Origin of the sequence: Anaerosacchariphilus hominis (genome assembly GCF_014290175.1) — a bacterium.
GTDB classification, from domain to species: Bacteria; Bacillota; Clostridia; order Lachnospirales; family Lachnospiraceae; genus Laedolimicola; species Laedolimicola hominis.
On sequence record NZ_JACOOR010000001.1, the window covers coordinates 176973 to 194280 of the forward strand.

Below are 17308 nucleotides of genomic sequence, written 5' to 3' on the forward strand. Positions count from 1 at the left end.
ATAGTTTAAGAAAAGTTCATAATAGCAAAAATTGGTCGGGACAATAAATTTACTGTCCTGACCAATTTCTCATAAAAAAGCGTCTATCCTGTCCACTACAAAGACATATTTTTATATGTGTAACGATCTCATTCCACAAAGAACAGAACCCGCCGGATCAGCTCCGGGATATTGACCGGGGCGGTGATGTAGTCGTTCACGCCCTCATGCCGGTATTCATATTCCGTGGCAAGGTCATTGTTCTCGGTGAGGATAAAGAATGGCAGAAGCCGGACAGGGGGATTCTTCATTTGGAACATCCCCGCCACCCGCCGCAGCGTATGAAACAGCTCCATTGCTGTGCCGTCCGGCAGTTCCAGATTGCACAAGATCAGTTCAATTTCCTTATCCTCAAAAATCCGGCGCTTGGCCTCCTCAATCGAGGAAACCAGAATCAGGTCAAAGCCCTTTTGTAGCATAGCAGCCCGCAGCACTTCGGCGCTGGTATCTTCTGTGTAGACAAAGAGCAGCTTGTGAAAAGTCGGAGTCTTTTCGCCAGATAACTGCCGGTAGGCGTATTCCACCAGCTTATCTTGCACCAACTGCCCTTTCATTTTGTCCATGCACAGCGTCGCGCCCCGGCGCCTGGCCTCCTGTTCGTAGTCGTCCTTGTCATGGCAGGACACCAGAATAAAAGGCAGCTCCTTATCTGCAGCTCGCACCTCGTCCAGAAAGTCCATGCCGGAGCCGTCCGGCAGGTCGAGATCACAGCAAATCACCAGCGGTATTTCTTCTTGGATGGCGGCCCGCGCTTCATTCAGTGTGCAAGCTGTTTTTACCGGGTAGCCCCGGTGCTGTAAATACTTTCTTAAACTCCATATATAGGTATCACTATCGTCAATCAACAGTATCTTTTTCATATATCTACCCCCGATTTTAATTTATTAAAATGATAACAGAAAAAGCGAGGCAGCACGCTGCCGCCCCGCCGATTCTATATGCTTATTCCATCGCCCGCATTTCTTCCACAAGCGATTGATTTCTCTGCCTGCGCATTGTCCAGAAGGACAAGATAATTTCCAGACCAAACAGCACCAGCACGAACAGCCCCATTTGCAGGAAGGGGAAGGAATATGGCATGATCGCTCCAAAGAAAGTCATTTCACTGAATTTCCGGGCAGCGATCACTGCAATCGGGAGACCGACTGCCAGCGTTGCCAGCGCAGCAGAAAACGCATAGCAAATTCCCTCATAGATGGTCATTTGACAGAGCTGCTTTCTGGTCAGGCCGATGGCGCGAAAGACACTGTTTTCCCTCTTTCTGGACATCTGATTGGAGAGGGTGGTGTTGATGAGATTGACCACGCCAAAGAGGAACACCAGCCAGGACAGCGCCTGAAAACCTCCAAAAACGACCCGGTTTTCCATTTCCTCATAATCCTTATGTATCCCAATGGTGTCCAGTGCAAGGTCTGGATTGGAAGAAATGATCGCGCTCAGACTGTTTTCAATCTGCTCCGCCTTTTGGGGATCGCTGACAATGCTCCAGGAATAATCAAAACAATCGATCATAGGCATTGCTTCCTGAAACAGCTCTTTGGTTGCAACCATGCAGGTGCTGTCCAATGTCAGAGGACCATGACCATTTTGAAGCTCATCATTTATGAACAGACCGGAAACAGTGACAGGAATCTCTTGCTCCCCTATGGTAAGTTTTATAACTGAGCCCACATCTACACCGATCATATCTTCTGCATATTCCATATCGAGTGCAATACTATGAGAATCTTGAGGTAAAGTCCCCGACATAAGTGCCGCTTCCATTTGATCCCTGTTTCGGTCACTCAACAGATCGCACATTCCGCCGGAAGAGCTTTCCTCATTCTCAAACCGCACATGAACCGCCTGACGATTCTCTATCACATCTGTCACGCCGTCCACAGCCAGCACCTCCTGCCGAAGTGCTTCATTCAAAGGATTTCCTTTTGACATCACCTCATATTCTGTTTTTTCAGAATGGATATAGATTTTATAATCCCCATCCGGGAAATACTGTCTTGCGATCCGCTCCGGCGAACGAACCAAAAGAATAGAAGCTGTCACCAAAAGGATCACCCCGCCCAGACTCAGGGAAGCCACGATACTGATAGTCTTTTTGCGGTCACGCCTGAAATTTGCAATTCCCATGGAGAGGGGATTTAACCGCATATTCTTCTTATGTGTGTGGGCCTTTCCGCTCTGATTGCCGGTAAAGCGGACTGCTTCAATCGGGGAGATACCGGCGGCAATCTTTACCGGTCTGCGGATCGCAATGGATACCATAAACCAGCCAAGCAGCGCAGTCAAAACAATCGCGGCTGCATAAAATAGCAGATTAAACCCACGGGGAAACAGCGCAAACCCGGCTGCACATCCCAGCAAAATACCGATACCAATGCCAGCCCATCCTAAGAAACGGCCTTCTTTTTTAACAATACGGCGGATCTGTTTTGGCGTTGTGCCGATGGTCCGCAGTTGTCCATAGCTTTGGATTTTGTCATTGATAGAAATTCGGAAGATACTTTGTATCACAACATACCCTCCGATGATGACCAGAACTGCAATTCCGGCAACCAGCGCCAGCATACTGACATTCACAGGCTGCTTATAGAACTTCATATAGCTGAGGTTCATAATCGGCATTTCCAGCTGATATTCCTTTGCGATCTCCCGGCTGCGGGCAGTCAGTTCTGTTTCATCCATTTGCTGCTCATTCTGAAAATGCACATAAGCGCGATAATCAGCGGGGTCATAGCCGCTCCATCCTTTCAAAGCTTCTTTGGAAAGAAGAATGGAACAGCCATTTACCTCTTTTTCCTTATAGCCTTCCAGAATGCCAGTCACCGTATATTCTCCGTGAAAGCTCTCGCTGCTTAGCATAACCTTTTCGCCAATCCCGGCGTCTGCACCATATTCGGAAAGGAAATAACGGCTGACCGCTACCTCATCCTCCTTTTGGGGCAGGCGGCCTTCCAAAAGCTTCATCTGGTCACGGGCAATATACATCGTTTCCTCATCACAATAAATATAGGAGGCGTTGTATCCCTGCTCCGCAGGTTCCACAGCCAGCATATAATACTCTCCTACCCTTGAGAAGTCATCCAGCCCCTTCAGGGTGGACACATCTTCCTCGGTAATCCTGGTATAGACTGCCTCATAGGTATCCTCCACATGATTTTTCTCTATCTGCTGGGTAGACAAAGCCATCACAATCGAAAAACAGATCAGACAGGATGCCAGCGCAACGGCGATCACCACCATCAGATTCCGGCGCTTCTCACTTTTCAAACTTTTTCTTGCCAGTTTCCTGACAATATTTCCTGTATCATTCTCAAATGGTACTGTCATTTTGATCATCTCCTTTAAGTCTTATATTTCTGCTATCAGCAAAGCGGCGGCTTTCCGCCTCGGAAGCCGCCGCCTCTGGTTATTCCATGGTCTTAATCCGATCCACAAGGGAAAGCCGTTTGGAATAACGGACAGCAACCACAGAGAAGATTCCGGTCACAACCAAAAGTGCCAGAACAAAAACAACCGTTTCCATCAAAGGGAATTGATAGGACAGTTCCCCGAAAATATGAAAACTGCTGATCACATAGTCCAAAATCCAGCCCAGGGTTCCACCGATACCAACCGACAGTAACACCGTAACCCCTGCATACCACAGGCATTCTGCAATCAGCATACGGGAAACCTGCTTTCCTGTCATGCCCACAGACTGCAAAATCCCAATCTCCTGCTGCCTTGCCAGCAGATTGGTCATCAGGGTGTTGACCAGATTTACCATGGAGAACACAAACAGGAACGCCAACAACAGATAAACACCGCGGGTCATTGTCTTTAACTGCGATTCCAGGGATGCCGCATGGTCTGCCCTGGAAAATACCGTCAGCACCGGATTTTCCAGCAGGCTGAAAATAGACGCCCTGAGCGCATCAGAGTCCTCCGATGTATGGACATTCCAGACAGCCTCTCTGTTCTCAATATCCGGGTAAAGCTGGTCGGCCAGTTCTTCTGTAAGGGTAAACAGCCCCCATGCACCGGTTCCCGATGTCACTGACGGCTTCGCAATTCCCATGACCGTTACTTCTATGGCCTTGCCGTCCATGGATTCAAAGGTCAGCACATCCCCAATCGCAGGCGTATAGCCATAAAACATACTTAAAAGGTGATCTTCCACGTCCGTCACGACCACACCGTTGTTTGCGGCAAGCTCCTCATAATCCGCACTGCCCTGTTCCAGATTTTCCTCCGGCAGCCATTGTTCCATCTGCTCCCTGCCAAACACCGGGAATTTTAATGCAACACTTTCCTGGGGGAATTTCACCGTTGCGGATGTCACCTCATGGCTGGTGATGGATTCCACTCCATCCAGGGCAAGCAGCTCTTGACGAAGTTCTTCTGTCAATGGATTCTCCCGCGCAATATCAGGCAGTCCTTCCGCCCCTCCCGAATCCATCCAGCTGACCTCGTAGTTACAGTGATCCCCCATGGCTTCCATCGCCATCTTTTCGGGACTGATGGAGTTCAGCACCGTAGCGGCCGTCACCAGAAATACACCCGTCAGTCCTAAAGAGGTCAGGGTGATGACTGTCTTTTTCCTGCTCCGCCTGAAATTCATCTGTGCCATGGAGAATGGCGTAATGCGGTGGTTTTTCTGATCTTTACGGTCTGTTGCCGTTTCATAACCGCTGGAGCGCACCGCTTCGATTGGGGATACCTTCGCCGCTATGCGGACCGGTGCATGGATGGACAGAAATACCGTCAGTGCGCAGGCTGCTGCGGTCGCAGCCAGATAAGGCAGATTGCCCATCCAACTCCAATGTGCCGGGAAAATGGCAAACCCGATAGCACCTCCAACCAAAAGCCCCAGCGGGATGCCGCAGAGAGATAACAGCAATCCCTCCCGCCGCACGATCCGGCGAATCTGTTTTGGCGTTGTACCAATCACCTTCAGGCGTCCATATTCCCGCATTTTGCCCTTTACGGAAATGAAAAAGATACTGTAAATAACCACGGCACAGGCAACCAGCAAAAGGATCGCCACCGGAATGTAATATTTCATCACGCCGGACTTAAAGCCCTGCATATCGAAATAGTTGGAACTGTAAAAAATCTGATCCTCTGAGACACCGTTGGCAGAAAGGAATGCTGCAATATCCGCCTTGAGCTGCTCCAGCTCCATATCGTCCGCACCGGTATAACGAAGCCGAAATTCAAACAGCGGCTCCCCCTGTGCCATCTCCTCCACAAATGCTTCGGATACATAAAGCTGGAACATACGGGAGTCATTCTCCACATCCATGATACCGCTGACGGTATAAGTCTGCTTTCCATTTCCAAGATTCACTTCTATGGTCTGCCCGACTTCTGCCGGAATTTCAAAGTAATCAAGAAATGCCCGTTCTACCAGAATTTCATTGGCAGCCTGCGGAAGCGTCCCGGTAAAGGAAGGTTTCTTCCCCAATTCCATCCAGTTGGCATCCGCATACTCCACGGTCAGAACGCTGTCACCATAGCGGGCGGAACCGTAATTCTGTGAAAGGCCCCAGCGTTCCACCTCCGGGCAGGCTTTTAATTTTTCAATCGTATCACGGTCACAATTCACCACAACCGCCTGATACTGTCCCCGAATGTCCGCCTCCAGTTTTCTGTCACTTCCCGCTCCTGCACAAAAAATCGCTGCCATCAAAGCGGCTGCCAGAGCAATCGTTACGATCACAAACAGGTTGCGCCGCTTATCTGTCTGAATGCTTCGTGACGCCAATTTTTTAATGACCGGCCCTGTATCATTTTCAAAAGGCAATGTCATGTCTGCCACCTCCTTTATTCAACGATTTTGCCATCCTCAATCCGCACGATACGGTCTGCAAGCTGGGCAATGGCATCATTATGTGTGATCATCACCAGCGTCTGGTTAAATTCACGACTCGTTCTCTGCAAAAGCCCCAGCACATCGGCGCTGGTCCTGCTGTCCAGGTTTCCGGTAGGTTCATCGGCAAGGACGATAGCGGGCTTTGACACCAGAGCGCGGGCGATGGCTACACGCTGCTGCTGGCCGCCGGAGAGGTTGTTTGGCATATTCTTCAGCTTATCCTCCAGTCCCAGCATGGACACCACATCCGCCATGAATTTCTGATCCACCGTATCCCCATCCAGTTCCACGGGCAAAACGATGTTCTCATGAACATTTAGGATCGGCACTAGATTGTAGTTCTGGAAAATAAAGCCGATATTGCGGCGGCGGAAGATGGTAAGCTGCTCATCGTTCATCTTCGCCAGCTCCTTATCCCGCACCATCACGCTACCGGAAGTGGGGGTATCCAGGCCGCCCATCATGTGAAGCAGGGTGGACTTACCGGAGCCGGAAGTGCCGACCACCGCCACAAATTCGCCCTCCTCCACAGAGAAGTTCACGCCATCCAGGGCGCGGGTAATGTTCGGCTCTGTGCCGTAGTATTTTTTAAGATCAGTTGTCTGCAAAATTTTCATAACAGTTACCTGCCTTTCTTAATTTTTTGAGTATAGGGTAAAGGGCAAATGTTGCAGAATTGTCCTAAAGGGTATGAAAATCTATGGTGAATTGCTTCAATTTTAGGACAATTCATTTTTCAGTAAGACTCACACATTTTCATCCTTTAAGACTTCTACAATAATGTCCCTGCGGATTCTTCTGGAAGCCGCCCTGTAAATCCCACTGATGACCATTAACACCAGAACAATATAGGCTGCCAGCCCTAATAACGGAAATACCTGAATGAACTCCATGAAAGTCACATCCTGCATCCACATCAAAACTGCGGCGATCAAAAACAGGATTGGCAATCCAATGACCAAAGGCTTTCCTCCAAGGAAGAACCCTTCTATATGCAGTAAACGGTCAAGACCTTTTCTATCCAACCCCACAGAACGCAGCATGGCAAATTCCTTTCTTCTCTGATACAGACTGTTCAGGATCGCCACTGCTGCCGATGAGATTCCAATGATACCAAATAGTGCAGTCAGACTGTAAACGATCAGCATGGTCGCATCGGTCAGCCGCTCTCTGTCCAAAGCGCGCTGTGTCTTGCTGGAGGTATAGAAATCACTCGTCCCCAGATAAGTACCGCAGATCTGTTCTGCCTGCGCCTGTACTTCGGCATCCAGTCCATCTTCCACGAGAAGATTCATGTAAGTCCTGTAATTGTAAACTGCACGATCTTCTCCGAAATTCCGGATAATCTCATAGTATCGCTCCATCGGCACCAGAATGGGTAATGTATAAAAGGCTATATTACGCCCAATCTCCGGCATTTCAGAAAGTGCAGATGACACCGTCACATCAAAGCGGTAATCCCCCTGGATGGAGTCCAGGAACTTCTCTGTTACTTCTAAAGACTGACCTTCTTTGAGTTTTAGATATGGAACCATATCCTTTTTGGCTTCATAACCTCTGGAGTCAGGATTTTTCACAACAGAATTGACAATGAGCGCAGCACCCTGTTCTGAATAAGGCACCCCTGACTGCATGAGATAATCTTCATAGGCATCCTGTTCCAAACCGATCAATACACATGGGATACGGTAGCGGCCATCGCGCTTTGCTACATACTCACCAGCCGCTTTTGTGCCAAATCCTCCAGAGGACAGAAATTCTTCCGACAGCTCACTTTCTGAAACCCAGATCGCACAGTTCGCCATCGTATAGGTGGCTTGTTCCTCTATGTGAGGCAGCTGCTTCAATTCCTCCATAAGCGCTGGCTCTATTTTCTGACCGGACTCCATTGTAAGATTGACATTAAAGTGGCTGTCCTGTTCTGCTTTTGTATTGTTAATATCTGAAACGGAAAAAACAGCCAGAAAACTGAACATCAAAAGCATACACAGACTCAGCGTTACCGTACAGGTACGAAACAGCCTCTTATTAGCCGTCATGGAGTTTGCAGAAATATTTCCAAGGAATCCAAAGCACTTTTTCAGGATCGGATGCTTCGCTGATTTTTTCAAAGAAGGATTGCTCCAACTTTCTTTGACCGCTTCAATCGGGCGAAGTTTTCCCATCTGCCGGGCAGGACCAGATGCAGCCAGGCGAACCGTCAGGAACGAAAGAATCATAGAAACCACTGCGACCCACGGGGAAAAGGAAGCGGTTATCCGGCTCCCTGTCACTTCCTGCGTCAGGTCAGAATATGCTGCCAATACGCCATAGGAAAAAAGGTATCCAAGTCCCACAGAAACCAGAATGGGAAGCACAGACAGCCAGCGCGCCTCATATACGATCATCATGCGGATCTGCCTTGGCGTCATTCCAATGGATTTTAAGATCCCCAGCTCCTTTACCTTGCGTTTCGCAGAAATAGAAAAAGCGCCCCGAATGATATAGGCAAATACCGCCATAGATGCTGCCATGACCAAACCGAGCGCAAGCGCAAGTTTGGGAAGGTCACTGCTTAGGAAATGTCCCGGCGCATAAATTCCATACATCCCAAGCAGGGCTGTGTGGTAACGGAAGGGATAGTCACCAAATTCATCCGGCTGCAAGCCAATGTCCTCTGCTATCTGCGGGATGATTTCATAGACTTTTCGCGGCTGCGTCACTTGAAGATAAGCAACGATCCCCGTGTCCTCCGATAATGCGGCCGTGTCCAGCCATCCATACGCAGGGTAGCCATTGTATGCGCTGGAAACAGTCATATCAATCTCACCAACGATGGTGTACTGCACTTTTTCTGTTTTCACAAATTCTTCCCCGCTTTGAATGGGGGAAAGAAAATCCACAGTTGTATTTCCGATCCTGCGTTCGCCCAAGTCCAGGTTCAGCCGGTCTCCAATCTCAACAGATGGATTCTGCTCAAAAAAGCTTTTTCCAACCACAATTTCTCCCGGCGCCTGGGGAGCCCGTCCGCGCAGGATCAGATTCTTTTCCCGCATAGCGCCCCAATATACCCCATCACAGTTTTGGACCAAAAGATAGGGCAGGCCGGATGCAGCAGGCAATAAGGCAATCTGATTATCTCCTTTTACCATAATGGTCTGGATATTTTCGTTATTCTCAATCAAATCCAGCTGGCCGGCATGAATCTCCAAAAGCTGTGCATCCCAATCACCGTAGGCTGCGATCTCCTGCTGCACACTTTGATTCCAATAGCTTTGGACGAATGTGCATAACGAACACAAAAAAGTTGATGCGATCAATATGGCTACCATGATAGAAATGGATGTACGCCGGTTTGCTTTCATATTCTGTTTCGCCAGCCGCTTTACAATCCGGCTGGTATCATTTTCAAATGGTAATGTCATAGTCATTCACTCCTTTCACTGTCATCCTAACCCCCAAATGTTGCAGAAATATCCCAAAGGCTCAACAGTTTTAGGGTGAATTGCTTCAATTTTAGGACAATTTATTTTCGTGTGTCTTTTTTATAAAGCCAGATAGATATAAGCAAAACCATTGCTAACTGAATTACAACAAAAAACAGCGTCAGCCAAACGCTCTCATAATAAAAAATATCTGTCCAGAAGATCACCAGATCTACCAGAGCCACCACACCAGCCGACCATCTGATTTTTCTTGGAAAGAAGTGCCGGAGCAGCAGAACAACAACGACCGGCGGGATCAGCAAGCAAGCTGCATTGATGAGTAATGTCTTTGTGATTTCCATAAGGCCACCTCCAATTTCATGATGTTGCTGTCAGCATAAATCCCAAATGTTGCAGAATTGTCCTAAAATCCATTATCCTCTAAAAATTTTTCAAAAAAGGCAGCCTGTCAAAACAGACTGCCTCAGAATTATTTTATGGGCAGGAACACGGAAAAAGTTGATCCTTCCCCAACTTTAGACTCAGCGGTAATATAGCCGCCCTGCATGGTAATGATCTCACGGGCAAGGTATAAGCCGATTCCGACCCCATCTATATCATGCACCGCTTCATCCCGATAGAAGCGTTTGAAGATCGTGCCCTGAGAATGCTCCGGGATGCCTCTGCCTGTATCCGTCACATCTATCCTCAAATACATTTCCCAATCCCGTACCCTCACCTGGATGCTGCCACCGGCAGAGGTGTACTTTACCGCATTATCCAGAATGTTAAACAATGCTTCGGAAGTCCAACGGCTGTCATGAGATATTGTCAGATCAGATGGGCAGTCCACCGACAGATTGATCTCTTTTTGTTCCATTGGCGCCAGAACACCATTGATGGCGCTCACCAGCGTATCCCCGATCACAGCATCCTGTTTCTCCAGCGTAATGACACCCGTTTCCAGACGGGAAGTTTTCACCATTCCCTGAATAAGAAAATCCAGTTTATCCAGCTGTGTGCCTGTGGCCTGCAAAAACTCCTTGCGCTTTTCTTCTGTCAATGGCCGTGTCAGCATGGTGTCGTTGAGCAGCTTCAAATTAGCGATGGGAGTTTTGGTCTGGTGGGAAATATCTGATACCAGGGATTGCAGTTCTTCCTTTTCTCCCTCTGCCGTATGTCTGGTTTTCTGCATCACATTATAGAGCCGTTCCAGACGGTGGCTGATCCGGGACAACAGTGTTTCCGCTTCATAATCTACCTGGGGCCGGTCTGTACTGTCCATCATGTGATCCAATGTCTGGCACAAACCATCGGTGAACAGAGAAAGTTTCTTTTGAAAATAGTGCAGAAAAACCATGCCCCAAATGTAAAATGCAGCTGTCAAAATAATGCCGCAGATGACAACACGCACATCTTTCGTCAACAGGAAAAAAATCAACAGCAGCAAAGCGGCAGTGAGCAGAGTCCCCGCCACAATTTTTCTCAAAAATGCCCTGACAGATAAATTTTGCAGTTTCATCGAGGCTCACCGCCGATCCACTGATAGCCCATTCCATAAGCTGTCTTAATATATTTCCGCTCGTCTGTTTCGATTTTTTTGCGGATACGGCTGATGATCGTCGTTAGAGTATGCTCATCCACAAAGTCTCCATCAATGTCCCACAGCTTCTCTAAAATCTGCCGCTTGGTCAGAACAATCCGGGGGTTCTTTACGAACAGGAACAGGGTGCGGTATTCCTTCGGTGTAAAGTCCAGGGATTCTCCGGCAAGGGACGCACTTTGTTCGGAGAAGTCGATTTTCAGAAAGCCATCATCAAACAGATCATGCCGGGGTGTCCGCAGTTCCAGATTTGCAAAAACCGCCGCTACTTTTTTGCAAAGCACCGTCACAGAAAATGGTTTGGTCACATAATCCGCGCCGCCGACTTCATAGCCCTTGAGCATATCGCTCTCCTTATCATTGGCTGTGATAAAGATGATATAGGTATGCTGACCACGATTCCGAATTTCTTCACACAGATCCAGTCCGCTGCCATCGGGGAGGTTAATATCCAACAGTGCCACATCAAATTCATTTTCCCGCAGCTTCCTTACCGCACTGTCAAAATTAAAAACCGAAATGACCTCATATCCATCAGAGGTCAGATTGTATGCCAATGTCCGATTCAAAAGCTGATCGTCCTCTACAATTAAAATCTTCTTCAAAGCCTTCACTTCCTTTCCCAATTTTCCGATCATACTGATATTCTAAACATTAAATGTTACAGAAATGTCCCAGCCAAATATTTTTCTTTTTTAATTATAGGATAGCCTACTTTTCTGCACAAGAATAAAAATACAAATACATACAATGGCTTTTTGCCATGTTGAACACATTAAAAACACCGCCGCAAACTATACGATTGCGGCGGTGCTGACTATATATTAAATCTTTTTGTAGTTACATAGGTATGTGCAGTTGAATTAAAAAATCCCACTATTCTGCCATACCCTGCGGAACTTCAAATTTGTATCCACTCCCCAGAACAGTACGAATATAGCCCGCTTTCGGCATATCCGGAGTTAGTTTTCTGCGAATCTGACCAATGACGCTGGCAACGGCTGTTCCGCAGTTTTCACCATCCGCATTCCACACAGCCTCATAGATCTGGCTGGCAGAAAATACCCAGGATGGGTGGTTTGCCAAATATACCAATGTTGCAAATTCCCGATGGGTCATAGAAATCAACTCACCGTTTCGATGTACCGTTCTCTCCTTCAGGCGAAGCTCCAAGCCTGGAAAAACAAGAATATTACGAGGGTGGGATGACACAATATGGTCAAATTCTGGCTCAGCCGCAATAATCTCCATAATTCTGCTAAGTATATATTCTTCATGGTCTGTTACCGACAGTACAAAAATTTTTCCCATATATCCCTCCCTTGAACATACATAATATACAATGACTTAATTTTCCTATTGCCTGAATGCTATTCAACATTCAATTCAATACTTCCCGTGAAATCCTCACATTCAATGCCGATATAGTTTCCGCCTTCAGGGAGTGTAATTGTATCGCTATATGTTCCGGTTGTTTCAAGCAAAGTGACTGCTTCATCAGATCCAGAAATCCAAAATACTTTTGCAGTTCCCTCCGTAACCTCCAAAGTGCAATCAATAGACAACTCCTTACCAGCTTCTCGCTTTATAGAAGTTCCCCCAAACAAATACTCTGTATCTGAAAAATTCTCATAGTCGGCTGTATAGCATCCGGTATAATCATCAATCCCTTTTTCTTTCGTGCCTTGTAAGGACGAATTTCCGGTAAGCGCTATGGAACCAGCAGACTGCACAATATTATTATACTGATCGAGAACTTCATCTTTTGTACAACCGGAAAGTATAGAGACACCACACAGTATCAGGCATAGTGATAGAACTATTTTCTTCACAGGTATCACCTTCCTTTCCTGCGTACAGCACGCTTTCCTCTTCCCTTGGCCTTTGTCTGTTTACGGGCTTTCATTTCTTTTTTGTTGCTGGACATCACTAATAAAAGCACAGCCCAGAGAACCATGATGCCAACCCCAATGACCGCCAGCAAAGGGTTCGGGGCTGTGGTTGTTCCGGCATATTCACTCATGTCAAAGCCCACTAAAATCAGTGCAGCAGAAAACGGATAGATGCTGGCAAGAATGCCGCCTTTGAAAAACATCATGCTGTATCCAAGGAAGAACGCCAGAATGGAACCTCCCAGATATGCCCCTCGGATCTGTCCAAAAATCAGGATTAGGGGCATACAGACCATATAGGTCGTCAGACCCGCTAACACGATCTGTGTACCGCCATGAAAAAATACTTCCGCTGTCAGTCCCGATAATCCAACCGCCAGTCCAGTGATTAGGGTAACGCCAACACTGTAAATTCCCAACAGAACCGTAAGAATACCAACCCAGAAGAGCTTGGCCCCTAACACGTCCGGCATAGAAACAGGAATTGTCATGATGTTTTTCAGCGTATCATGGGTGGATTCTCTGTCAATCAGCCAGCTGCCGATCATCACCAGTGAAATCGGGAAAAACATCTGGGTATTGCCCCATACAACATTCGCAAAAAGCATGGGAAAATCATAGTTTGGATTTCGATACTCCGGCTCAACAATCAACTGGCTTCCATATTGCACCAACGGACAGAGTGCAAGCGCCACCAACCCCACCCAAAGGATCTGACACCGGCGCAGTTTCAGTAATTCCGATTTTAATAAATTCCACATAATCACACCCCCTTAAATCTCACGACGCCGGTAAACCATCGCTATCAGCACAAGAAATACAGCGGCTTCCGCAAATGCCACGCCGAACACCTGTATATCATTCAAAAAATACGGGCTTATCCGTTCCAGCAGCTCTGCCAGCTCTTCGCTGATGCTGCCATAATCATAAAACTGGAATGTCCAGCGAAACGCCAACGGCCCCGGAAGCAGTGTTCCTGCGTTCAGACCAAAGGGCTGTGTCAGAAAAGCATCGTTGTTGGTGAGAAGATAATTCAAAATAGTATAGAAAAAGGTTATCACGACCGACACGATATAGTTTTTATCAAGAAGGACAACTATCAAAATACAGGGGAGCGCGCCGACCCACATAATCACTCCCTCTCCTATCCCTACCTGAAACAATTTCCAGAATCCCACTGGATTCCATCCCTGGATCAGCAAAACAGCAAGATTTACCAACGCTCCAACCGCCATAAAACCAATGGCAAATATCAGTAAAACCATCATCTTAGAAAGCACCAGCTTGGTTCTATTTACCGGTATGGTAACAAGATTTTTCAAAGTATCATTGTCCAGCTCCTCAAATAACAGATTGGAAGCCAGTATCACAAGAAGCGGCATCAAAAGAAGATATGCGCTGAGCTGAAACAGACCGGACATCATATTGTTCGTAGCATCCACATCCGTGTTCGCATCTGCCAGAAAAATAGCATAAGCCAATGGAAGCAAGGTGGAAAGGAACACAGAAATAAATACCAGCGGCTTGCGTTTCAATTTCAAAAATTCACATTTAATCAGTTTAAGCAATTCCCTCGCCTCCCGTCACACGCTTGAAGTAATCTTCAAGGCTTTCTTCTGAAGTTGCAGCCTCCGATACCTCCAACCCGTTTTCCACAAAGGCAGTTACAATTTTCCCTACGGGCAGCTCCAGGTTGTGCAGGCGCAGATTGTGATCGTCCTGTATGGAGAAATGGCTTTCATGGAAATTGCGTTCCAAAATTCTTGCCGCCTGTGCCGTATCAGAGAGCGTAAAACGGATATGCTTACTGCTTTTTTGCTCCAACTCAGCAAGGCTTTCTTCTTCCAGCAACGCGCCGTGGTCGATAATTCCAATATCATCAGCCAGCAGGGAAATCTCCGAAAGAATGTGACTGGAAATCAGAATCGTTTTTCCTCTTGCGTCGCAAAGCTCCCGAATAAAGGAGCGTACCTCTGCAATGCCGATGGGATCAAGGCCGTTGATCGGCTCATCCAAAATCAAAAGCTCCGGATCGTGCATCACGGCAAGGGCGATGGCAAGCCGCTGTTTCATACCAAGGGAATACTGGGAAAAGAGCTTTTTATCTTTGTAGGGCAGTCCTACCAAATCCAGAGCGTCTTTGACGGCATGATTGTTTGGCACACCCCGCAGGGTGGCAAAGATACGCAAGTTTTCTGTGCCGGTCAGATTGGGATAAAAGCCGGGGGACTCGATCAGACTGCCCATACGGGGCAGTAACTTCTTTTCGTTTCCCTGCAAGGACTTTCCCCAGATTTTGACCTCCCCGGAAGTCGGATTTGTTAAGCCCAACAGCATCTTCATGGTCGTGGTTTTTCCGGCTCCGTTTCTCCCCAGCAGACCATAAATTCTCCCACGCTTCACATGGATATTTAAGTCAGCCACACTCTTTTGTGAGCCGTATTGCTTCGTCAGATTTTTTGTTTCAATGATGTAATTTGTGTTCATATTCAAACCTCCTGTTCTTCAAGGTATTCTATCACTTAAACCTTGCATTAACCTTGCCGCAACCTTGCATTAACCTTGCAATTTAGAATCCGGCTAAAATGACAAGGGTTCCCGCCGCAAGGACGGGAACCCGCTTAAATCTCCAAAGGAAAAAGCAACATAAATTCAGTTCCTTTTCCCGGTACACTTTCAACTGTTATATTTCCACCCATCTTTTCTACTAACTGATGGACAATAGAAAGACCAAGACCGCTGCCTTTTTCAGACCGCCCCTTATCACACTTATAAAGCCGTTCAAAAATGTGTTTCAAATCTTCTTTTTCAATCCCCACACCATTATCCGCCAGCAGCAGCTCCATGTGATTTTCCTGCTTTGACAGGGCAATTTTAATTTTGCCCGCATGGCTGTGAGCAATTACATTTTGAATGAGATTATTGATGATCCTCATATAGCTGTCCATATCCAATCTTACCCGGACAGGCTGTTCGGGAATATCAATGTCATAATCGACCTGTTTATCCTCAAAAATAGGTATCCAGTCGATCAGGATATTTCTTGTCAGCTCTGCGGCCTCAACAGGCTGGATTTCCAAAGCGAACTCGTCGGAATTTAACTTGAACCAGTCAAAAAGCACATCAATATATTCTTTCAGATCGTGAGCTTTCCGGCGGGCGGTTTCGATATAATCATCCCGATCTTTCCCTGTAACAAGCCCTTTATGTGCAGCGTCAAGATACCCAATAAGGGTTGTAAGGGGCGTCCGAACATCGTGGGAAAGGCTCGTCATAAGCTGGCGATTGGTTTCTTCTGTCTGCCGGACAATCGAAAGTCTGCTTTCATAGGACACAACGATCTCATTGATTTCATAGGCAAGAGGCGCTGTCAGTTCATTTGTTGCAGACAAAATACGCCGGTTGCCATTTCCGTTTTTCACATCAACCAGTGCATCGGTCATTTCTGCGATTTGCTTTTTTACGCGCCGAACGAGAAAGATGGAGGTCAGCACAGCCAAAACAGCAATCCCAATGGACAAGAAAACGATGATTTCCATGCTGGCTACACCTCCTTATTAAACCGGTAGCCAATCCCTTTGACCGTTTGGATATACTTTGGACTGGAAGGATTGACTTCTAATTTTTTACGAAGCCGGCTGATGATCGCCATAATGTTACTGTCATCATAGAAATATTCTTCGCCCCATACTTCCTCATAAATCTGCTGTTTTGTTAAAATCTTTCCTTGATGCTTTGCACAGTACAGGAGCAGATCAAATTCCTTTGGTGGAAGTTCAAAAGTGCCGTTTTCCGTCGTAACAGAACGATTTTCAAGGTCAATCTGCAATCCATCAAAATCCAGTTTTTGCGCAGCTCCGATTTGCTGATTAAAGCGGGTGTAGCGGCGAATGAGGGACGCAATACGGGCAATCAGTTCGTCCATGTCAAACGGCTTTGTCAGATAATCGTCCGCACCGGCCCGTAACCCTCGCACTTTAGAAGCACTGTCATTTTTGGATGTGAACATCAAAATCGGCAGGCTGTTTTCTTTGCGGATTTCTTCCAGCGTTTCAAAGCCATCCATACCAGGCATCATCACATCCAGCACCACAAGCTGGTATTCCTGCTCTTTTAATTTCTGCAAGCCCTCTTTTCCAGTATTACAAAAATCAGCTTCTATATGTTCCGATTGCACACTGCGTTTAATCAAAGCACACAGTTCTCTGTCATCATCTATAATTAAAATTTTATTCATGGCTCAGCTCCTTCCCTCGTTTTGTCCGGCCATCAATCGGCTTCTCTGCAGTTTTGGGGATCAGCCAAACACCGGCCATTTTCACAGCGCCGTGGATACGCCCACCCGCACAATAATAATTTACCCTGCGAGGTGTCACGCCCCACTGTTCGGCGGCATCTTTTAGTGTCATATAGTCCATTCTGCACCTCCATAGGACATATTATAGTTCCTTATCTCGAATAATACAAGCTGACTATTGTGATTATGCTTACATAAAGAGCCGCAGATCATCTCTGA

16 protein-coding genes are annotated in these 17308 nt (G+C 47.0%); all 16 read right to left on the reverse strand.

Going from position 1 to position 17308, the window contains the following annotated elements; all coding sequences use genetic code 11:
• Window positions 1–128 precede the first annotated feature (128 nt).
• Entirely contained in the window at window positions 129–899 is a 771-nt protein-coding gene (locus H8S44_RS00885; protein ID WP_118646852.1) for a response regulator, read from the reverse strand.
• 82 nt (window positions 900–981) lie between these two features.
• Window positions 982–3366, reverse strand: a complete 2385-nt coding sequence (locus tag H8S44_RS00890) for an ABC transporter permease (RefSeq protein ID WP_186872915.1) — start codon at window positions 3364–3366, stop codon at window positions 982–984.
• A gap of 79 nt (window positions 3367–3445) precedes the next feature.
• Window positions 3446–5830, reverse strand: a complete 2385-nt coding sequence (locus H8S44_RS00895) for an ABC transporter permease (protein ID WP_186872914.1) — start codon at window positions 5828–5830, stop codon at window positions 3446–3448.
• Between the two features lie 14 nt (window positions 5831–5844).
• Complete coding sequence (locus H8S44_RS00900; RefSeq protein ID WP_186872913.1) at window positions 5845–6510, reverse strand: ABC transporter ATP-binding protein; 666 nt, start codon at window positions 6508–6510, stop codon at window positions 5845–5847.
• A 129-nt stretch (window positions 6511–6639) separates the two neighbouring features.
• A complete protein-coding gene (locus tag H8S44_RS00905) occupies window positions 6640–9297 on the reverse strand; it encodes an ABC transporter permease (protein WP_186872912.1) in 2658 nt (885 codons plus the stop codon).
• Between the two features lie 101 nt (window positions 9298–9398).
• On the reverse strand, window positions 9399–9659 hold the full coding sequence (locus tag H8S44_RS00910) for a hypothetical protein (RefSeq protein WP_003501938.1): 261 nt from the start codon (window positions 9657–9659) through the stop codon (window positions 9399–9401).
• A gap of 128 nt (window positions 9660–9787) precedes the next feature.
• Complete coding sequence (locus tag H8S44_RS00915; protein ID WP_186872911.1) at window positions 9788–10819, reverse strand: sensor histidine kinase; 1032 nt, start codon at window positions 10817–10819, stop codon at window positions 9788–9790.
• On the reverse strand, window positions 10816–11538 hold the full coding sequence (locus tag H8S44_RS00920) for a response regulator transcription factor (protein ID WP_456298169.1): 723 nt from the start codon (window positions 11536–11538) through the stop codon (window positions 10816–10818). Before H8S44_RS00920 ends, H8S44_RS00915 begins: the two co-directional genes overlap by 4 nt.
• Before the next feature lie 238 nt (window positions 11539–11776).
• Window positions 11777–12211, reverse strand: a complete 435-nt coding sequence (locus tag H8S44_RS00925) for a winged helix-turn-helix domain-containing protein (protein WP_080908641.1) — start codon at window positions 12209–12211, stop codon at window positions 11777–11779.
• A gap of 59 nt (window positions 12212–12270) precedes the next feature.
• Window positions 12271–12732: a hypothetical protein gene (locus H8S44_RS00930; RefSeq protein ID WP_118560416.1), complete on the reverse strand. Its 462-nt coding sequence runs from the start codon at window positions 12730–12732 to the stop codon at window positions 12271–12273.
• Between the two features lie 5 nt (window positions 12733–12737).
• A complete protein-coding gene (locus H8S44_RS00935) occupies window positions 12738–13553 on the reverse strand; it encodes an ABC transporter permease (RefSeq protein WP_080908643.1) in 816 nt (271 codons plus the stop codon).
• A gap of 12 nt (window positions 13554–13565) precedes the next feature.
• Window positions 13566–14360, reverse strand: a complete 795-nt coding sequence (locus H8S44_RS00940) for an ABC transporter permease (RefSeq protein ID WP_186872909.1) — start codon at window positions 14358–14360, stop codon at window positions 13566–13568.
• Window positions 14353–15279 (reverse strand): ABC transporter ATP-binding protein, encoded by a 927-nt coding sequence (locus H8S44_RS00945; RefSeq protein ID WP_186872908.1) that lies wholly within the window; start codon window positions 15277–15279, stop codon window positions 14353–14355. The genes H8S44_RS00940 and H8S44_RS00945 overlap by 8 nt, the downstream gene beginning before the upstream one ends.
• 134 nt (window positions 15280–15413) lie before the next feature.
• Window positions 15414–16331, reverse strand: a complete 918-nt coding sequence (locus H8S44_RS00950) for a sensor histidine kinase (protein ID WP_118560424.1) — start codon at window positions 16329–16331, stop codon at window positions 15414–15416.
• A gap of 5 nt (window positions 16332–16336) precedes the next feature.
• Window positions 16337–17029, reverse strand: coding sequence for a response regulator transcription factor (locus tag H8S44_RS00955; RefSeq protein WP_118560426.1), 693 nt, complete (start codon window positions 17027–17029; stop codon window positions 16337–16339).
• A complete protein-coding gene (locus H8S44_RS00960) occupies window positions 17022–17210 on the reverse strand; it encodes a DNA-binding protein (RefSeq protein ID WP_186872907.1) in 189 nt (62 codons plus the stop codon). Before H8S44_RS00960 ends, H8S44_RS00955 begins: the two co-directional genes overlap by 8 nt.
• Window positions 17211–17308 lie beyond the last annotated feature (98 nt).

Coding starts and splice junctions, on each gene's coding strand:
- H8S44_RS00885 (WP_118646852.1), bottom strand. CDS start 899: ATGAAAAAGATACTGTTGATTGACGATAGTGATACCTATATATGGAGT.
- H8S44_RS00890 (WP_186872915.1), bottom strand. CDS start 3,366: ATGACAGTACCATTTGAGAATGATACAGGAAATATTGTCAGGAAACTG.
- H8S44_RS00895 (WP_186872914.1), bottom strand. CDS start 5,830: ATGACATTGCCTTTTGAAAATGATACAGGGCCGGTCATTAAAAAATTG.
- H8S44_RS00900 (WP_186872913.1), bottom strand. CDS start 6,510: ATGAAAATTTTGCAGACAACTGATCTTAAAAAATACTACGGCACAGAG.
- H8S44_RS00905 (WP_186872912.1), bottom strand. CDS start 9,297: ATGACATTACCATTTGAAAATGATACCAGCCGGATTGTAAAGCGGCTG.
- H8S44_RS00910 (WP_003501938.1), bottom strand. CDS start 9,659: ATGGAAATCACAAAGACATTACTCATCAATGCAGCTTGCTTGCTGATC.
- H8S44_RS00915 (WP_186872911.1), bottom strand. CDS start 10,819: ATGAAACTGCAAAATTTATCTGTCAGGGCATTTTTGAGAAAAATTGTG.
- H8S44_RS00920 (WP_456298169.1), bottom strand. CDS start 11,538: ATGATCGGAAAATTGGGAAAGGAAGTGAAGGCTTTGAAGAAGATTTTA.
- H8S44_RS00925 (WP_080908641.1), bottom strand. CDS start 12,211: ATGGGAAAAATTTTTGTACTGTCGGTAACAGACCATGAAGAATATATA.
- H8S44_RS00935 (WP_080908643.1), bottom strand. CDS start 13,553: ATGTGGAATTTATTAAAATCGGAATTACTGAAACTGCGCCGGTGTCAG.
- H8S44_RS00945 (WP_186872908.1), bottom strand. CDS start 15,279: ATGAACACAAATTACATCATTGAAACAAAAAATCTGACGAAGCAATAC.
- H8S44_RS00950 (WP_118560424.1), bottom strand. CDS start 16,331: ATGGAAATCATCGTTTTCTTGTCCATTGGGATTGCTGTTTTGGCTGTG.
- H8S44_RS00955 (WP_118560426.1), bottom strand. CDS start 17,029: ATGAATAAAATTTTAATTATAGATGATGACAGAGAACTGTGTGCTTTG.
- H8S44_RS00960 (WP_186872907.1), bottom strand. CDS start 17,210: ATGGACTATATGACACTAAAAGATGCCGCCGAACAGTGGGGCGTGACA.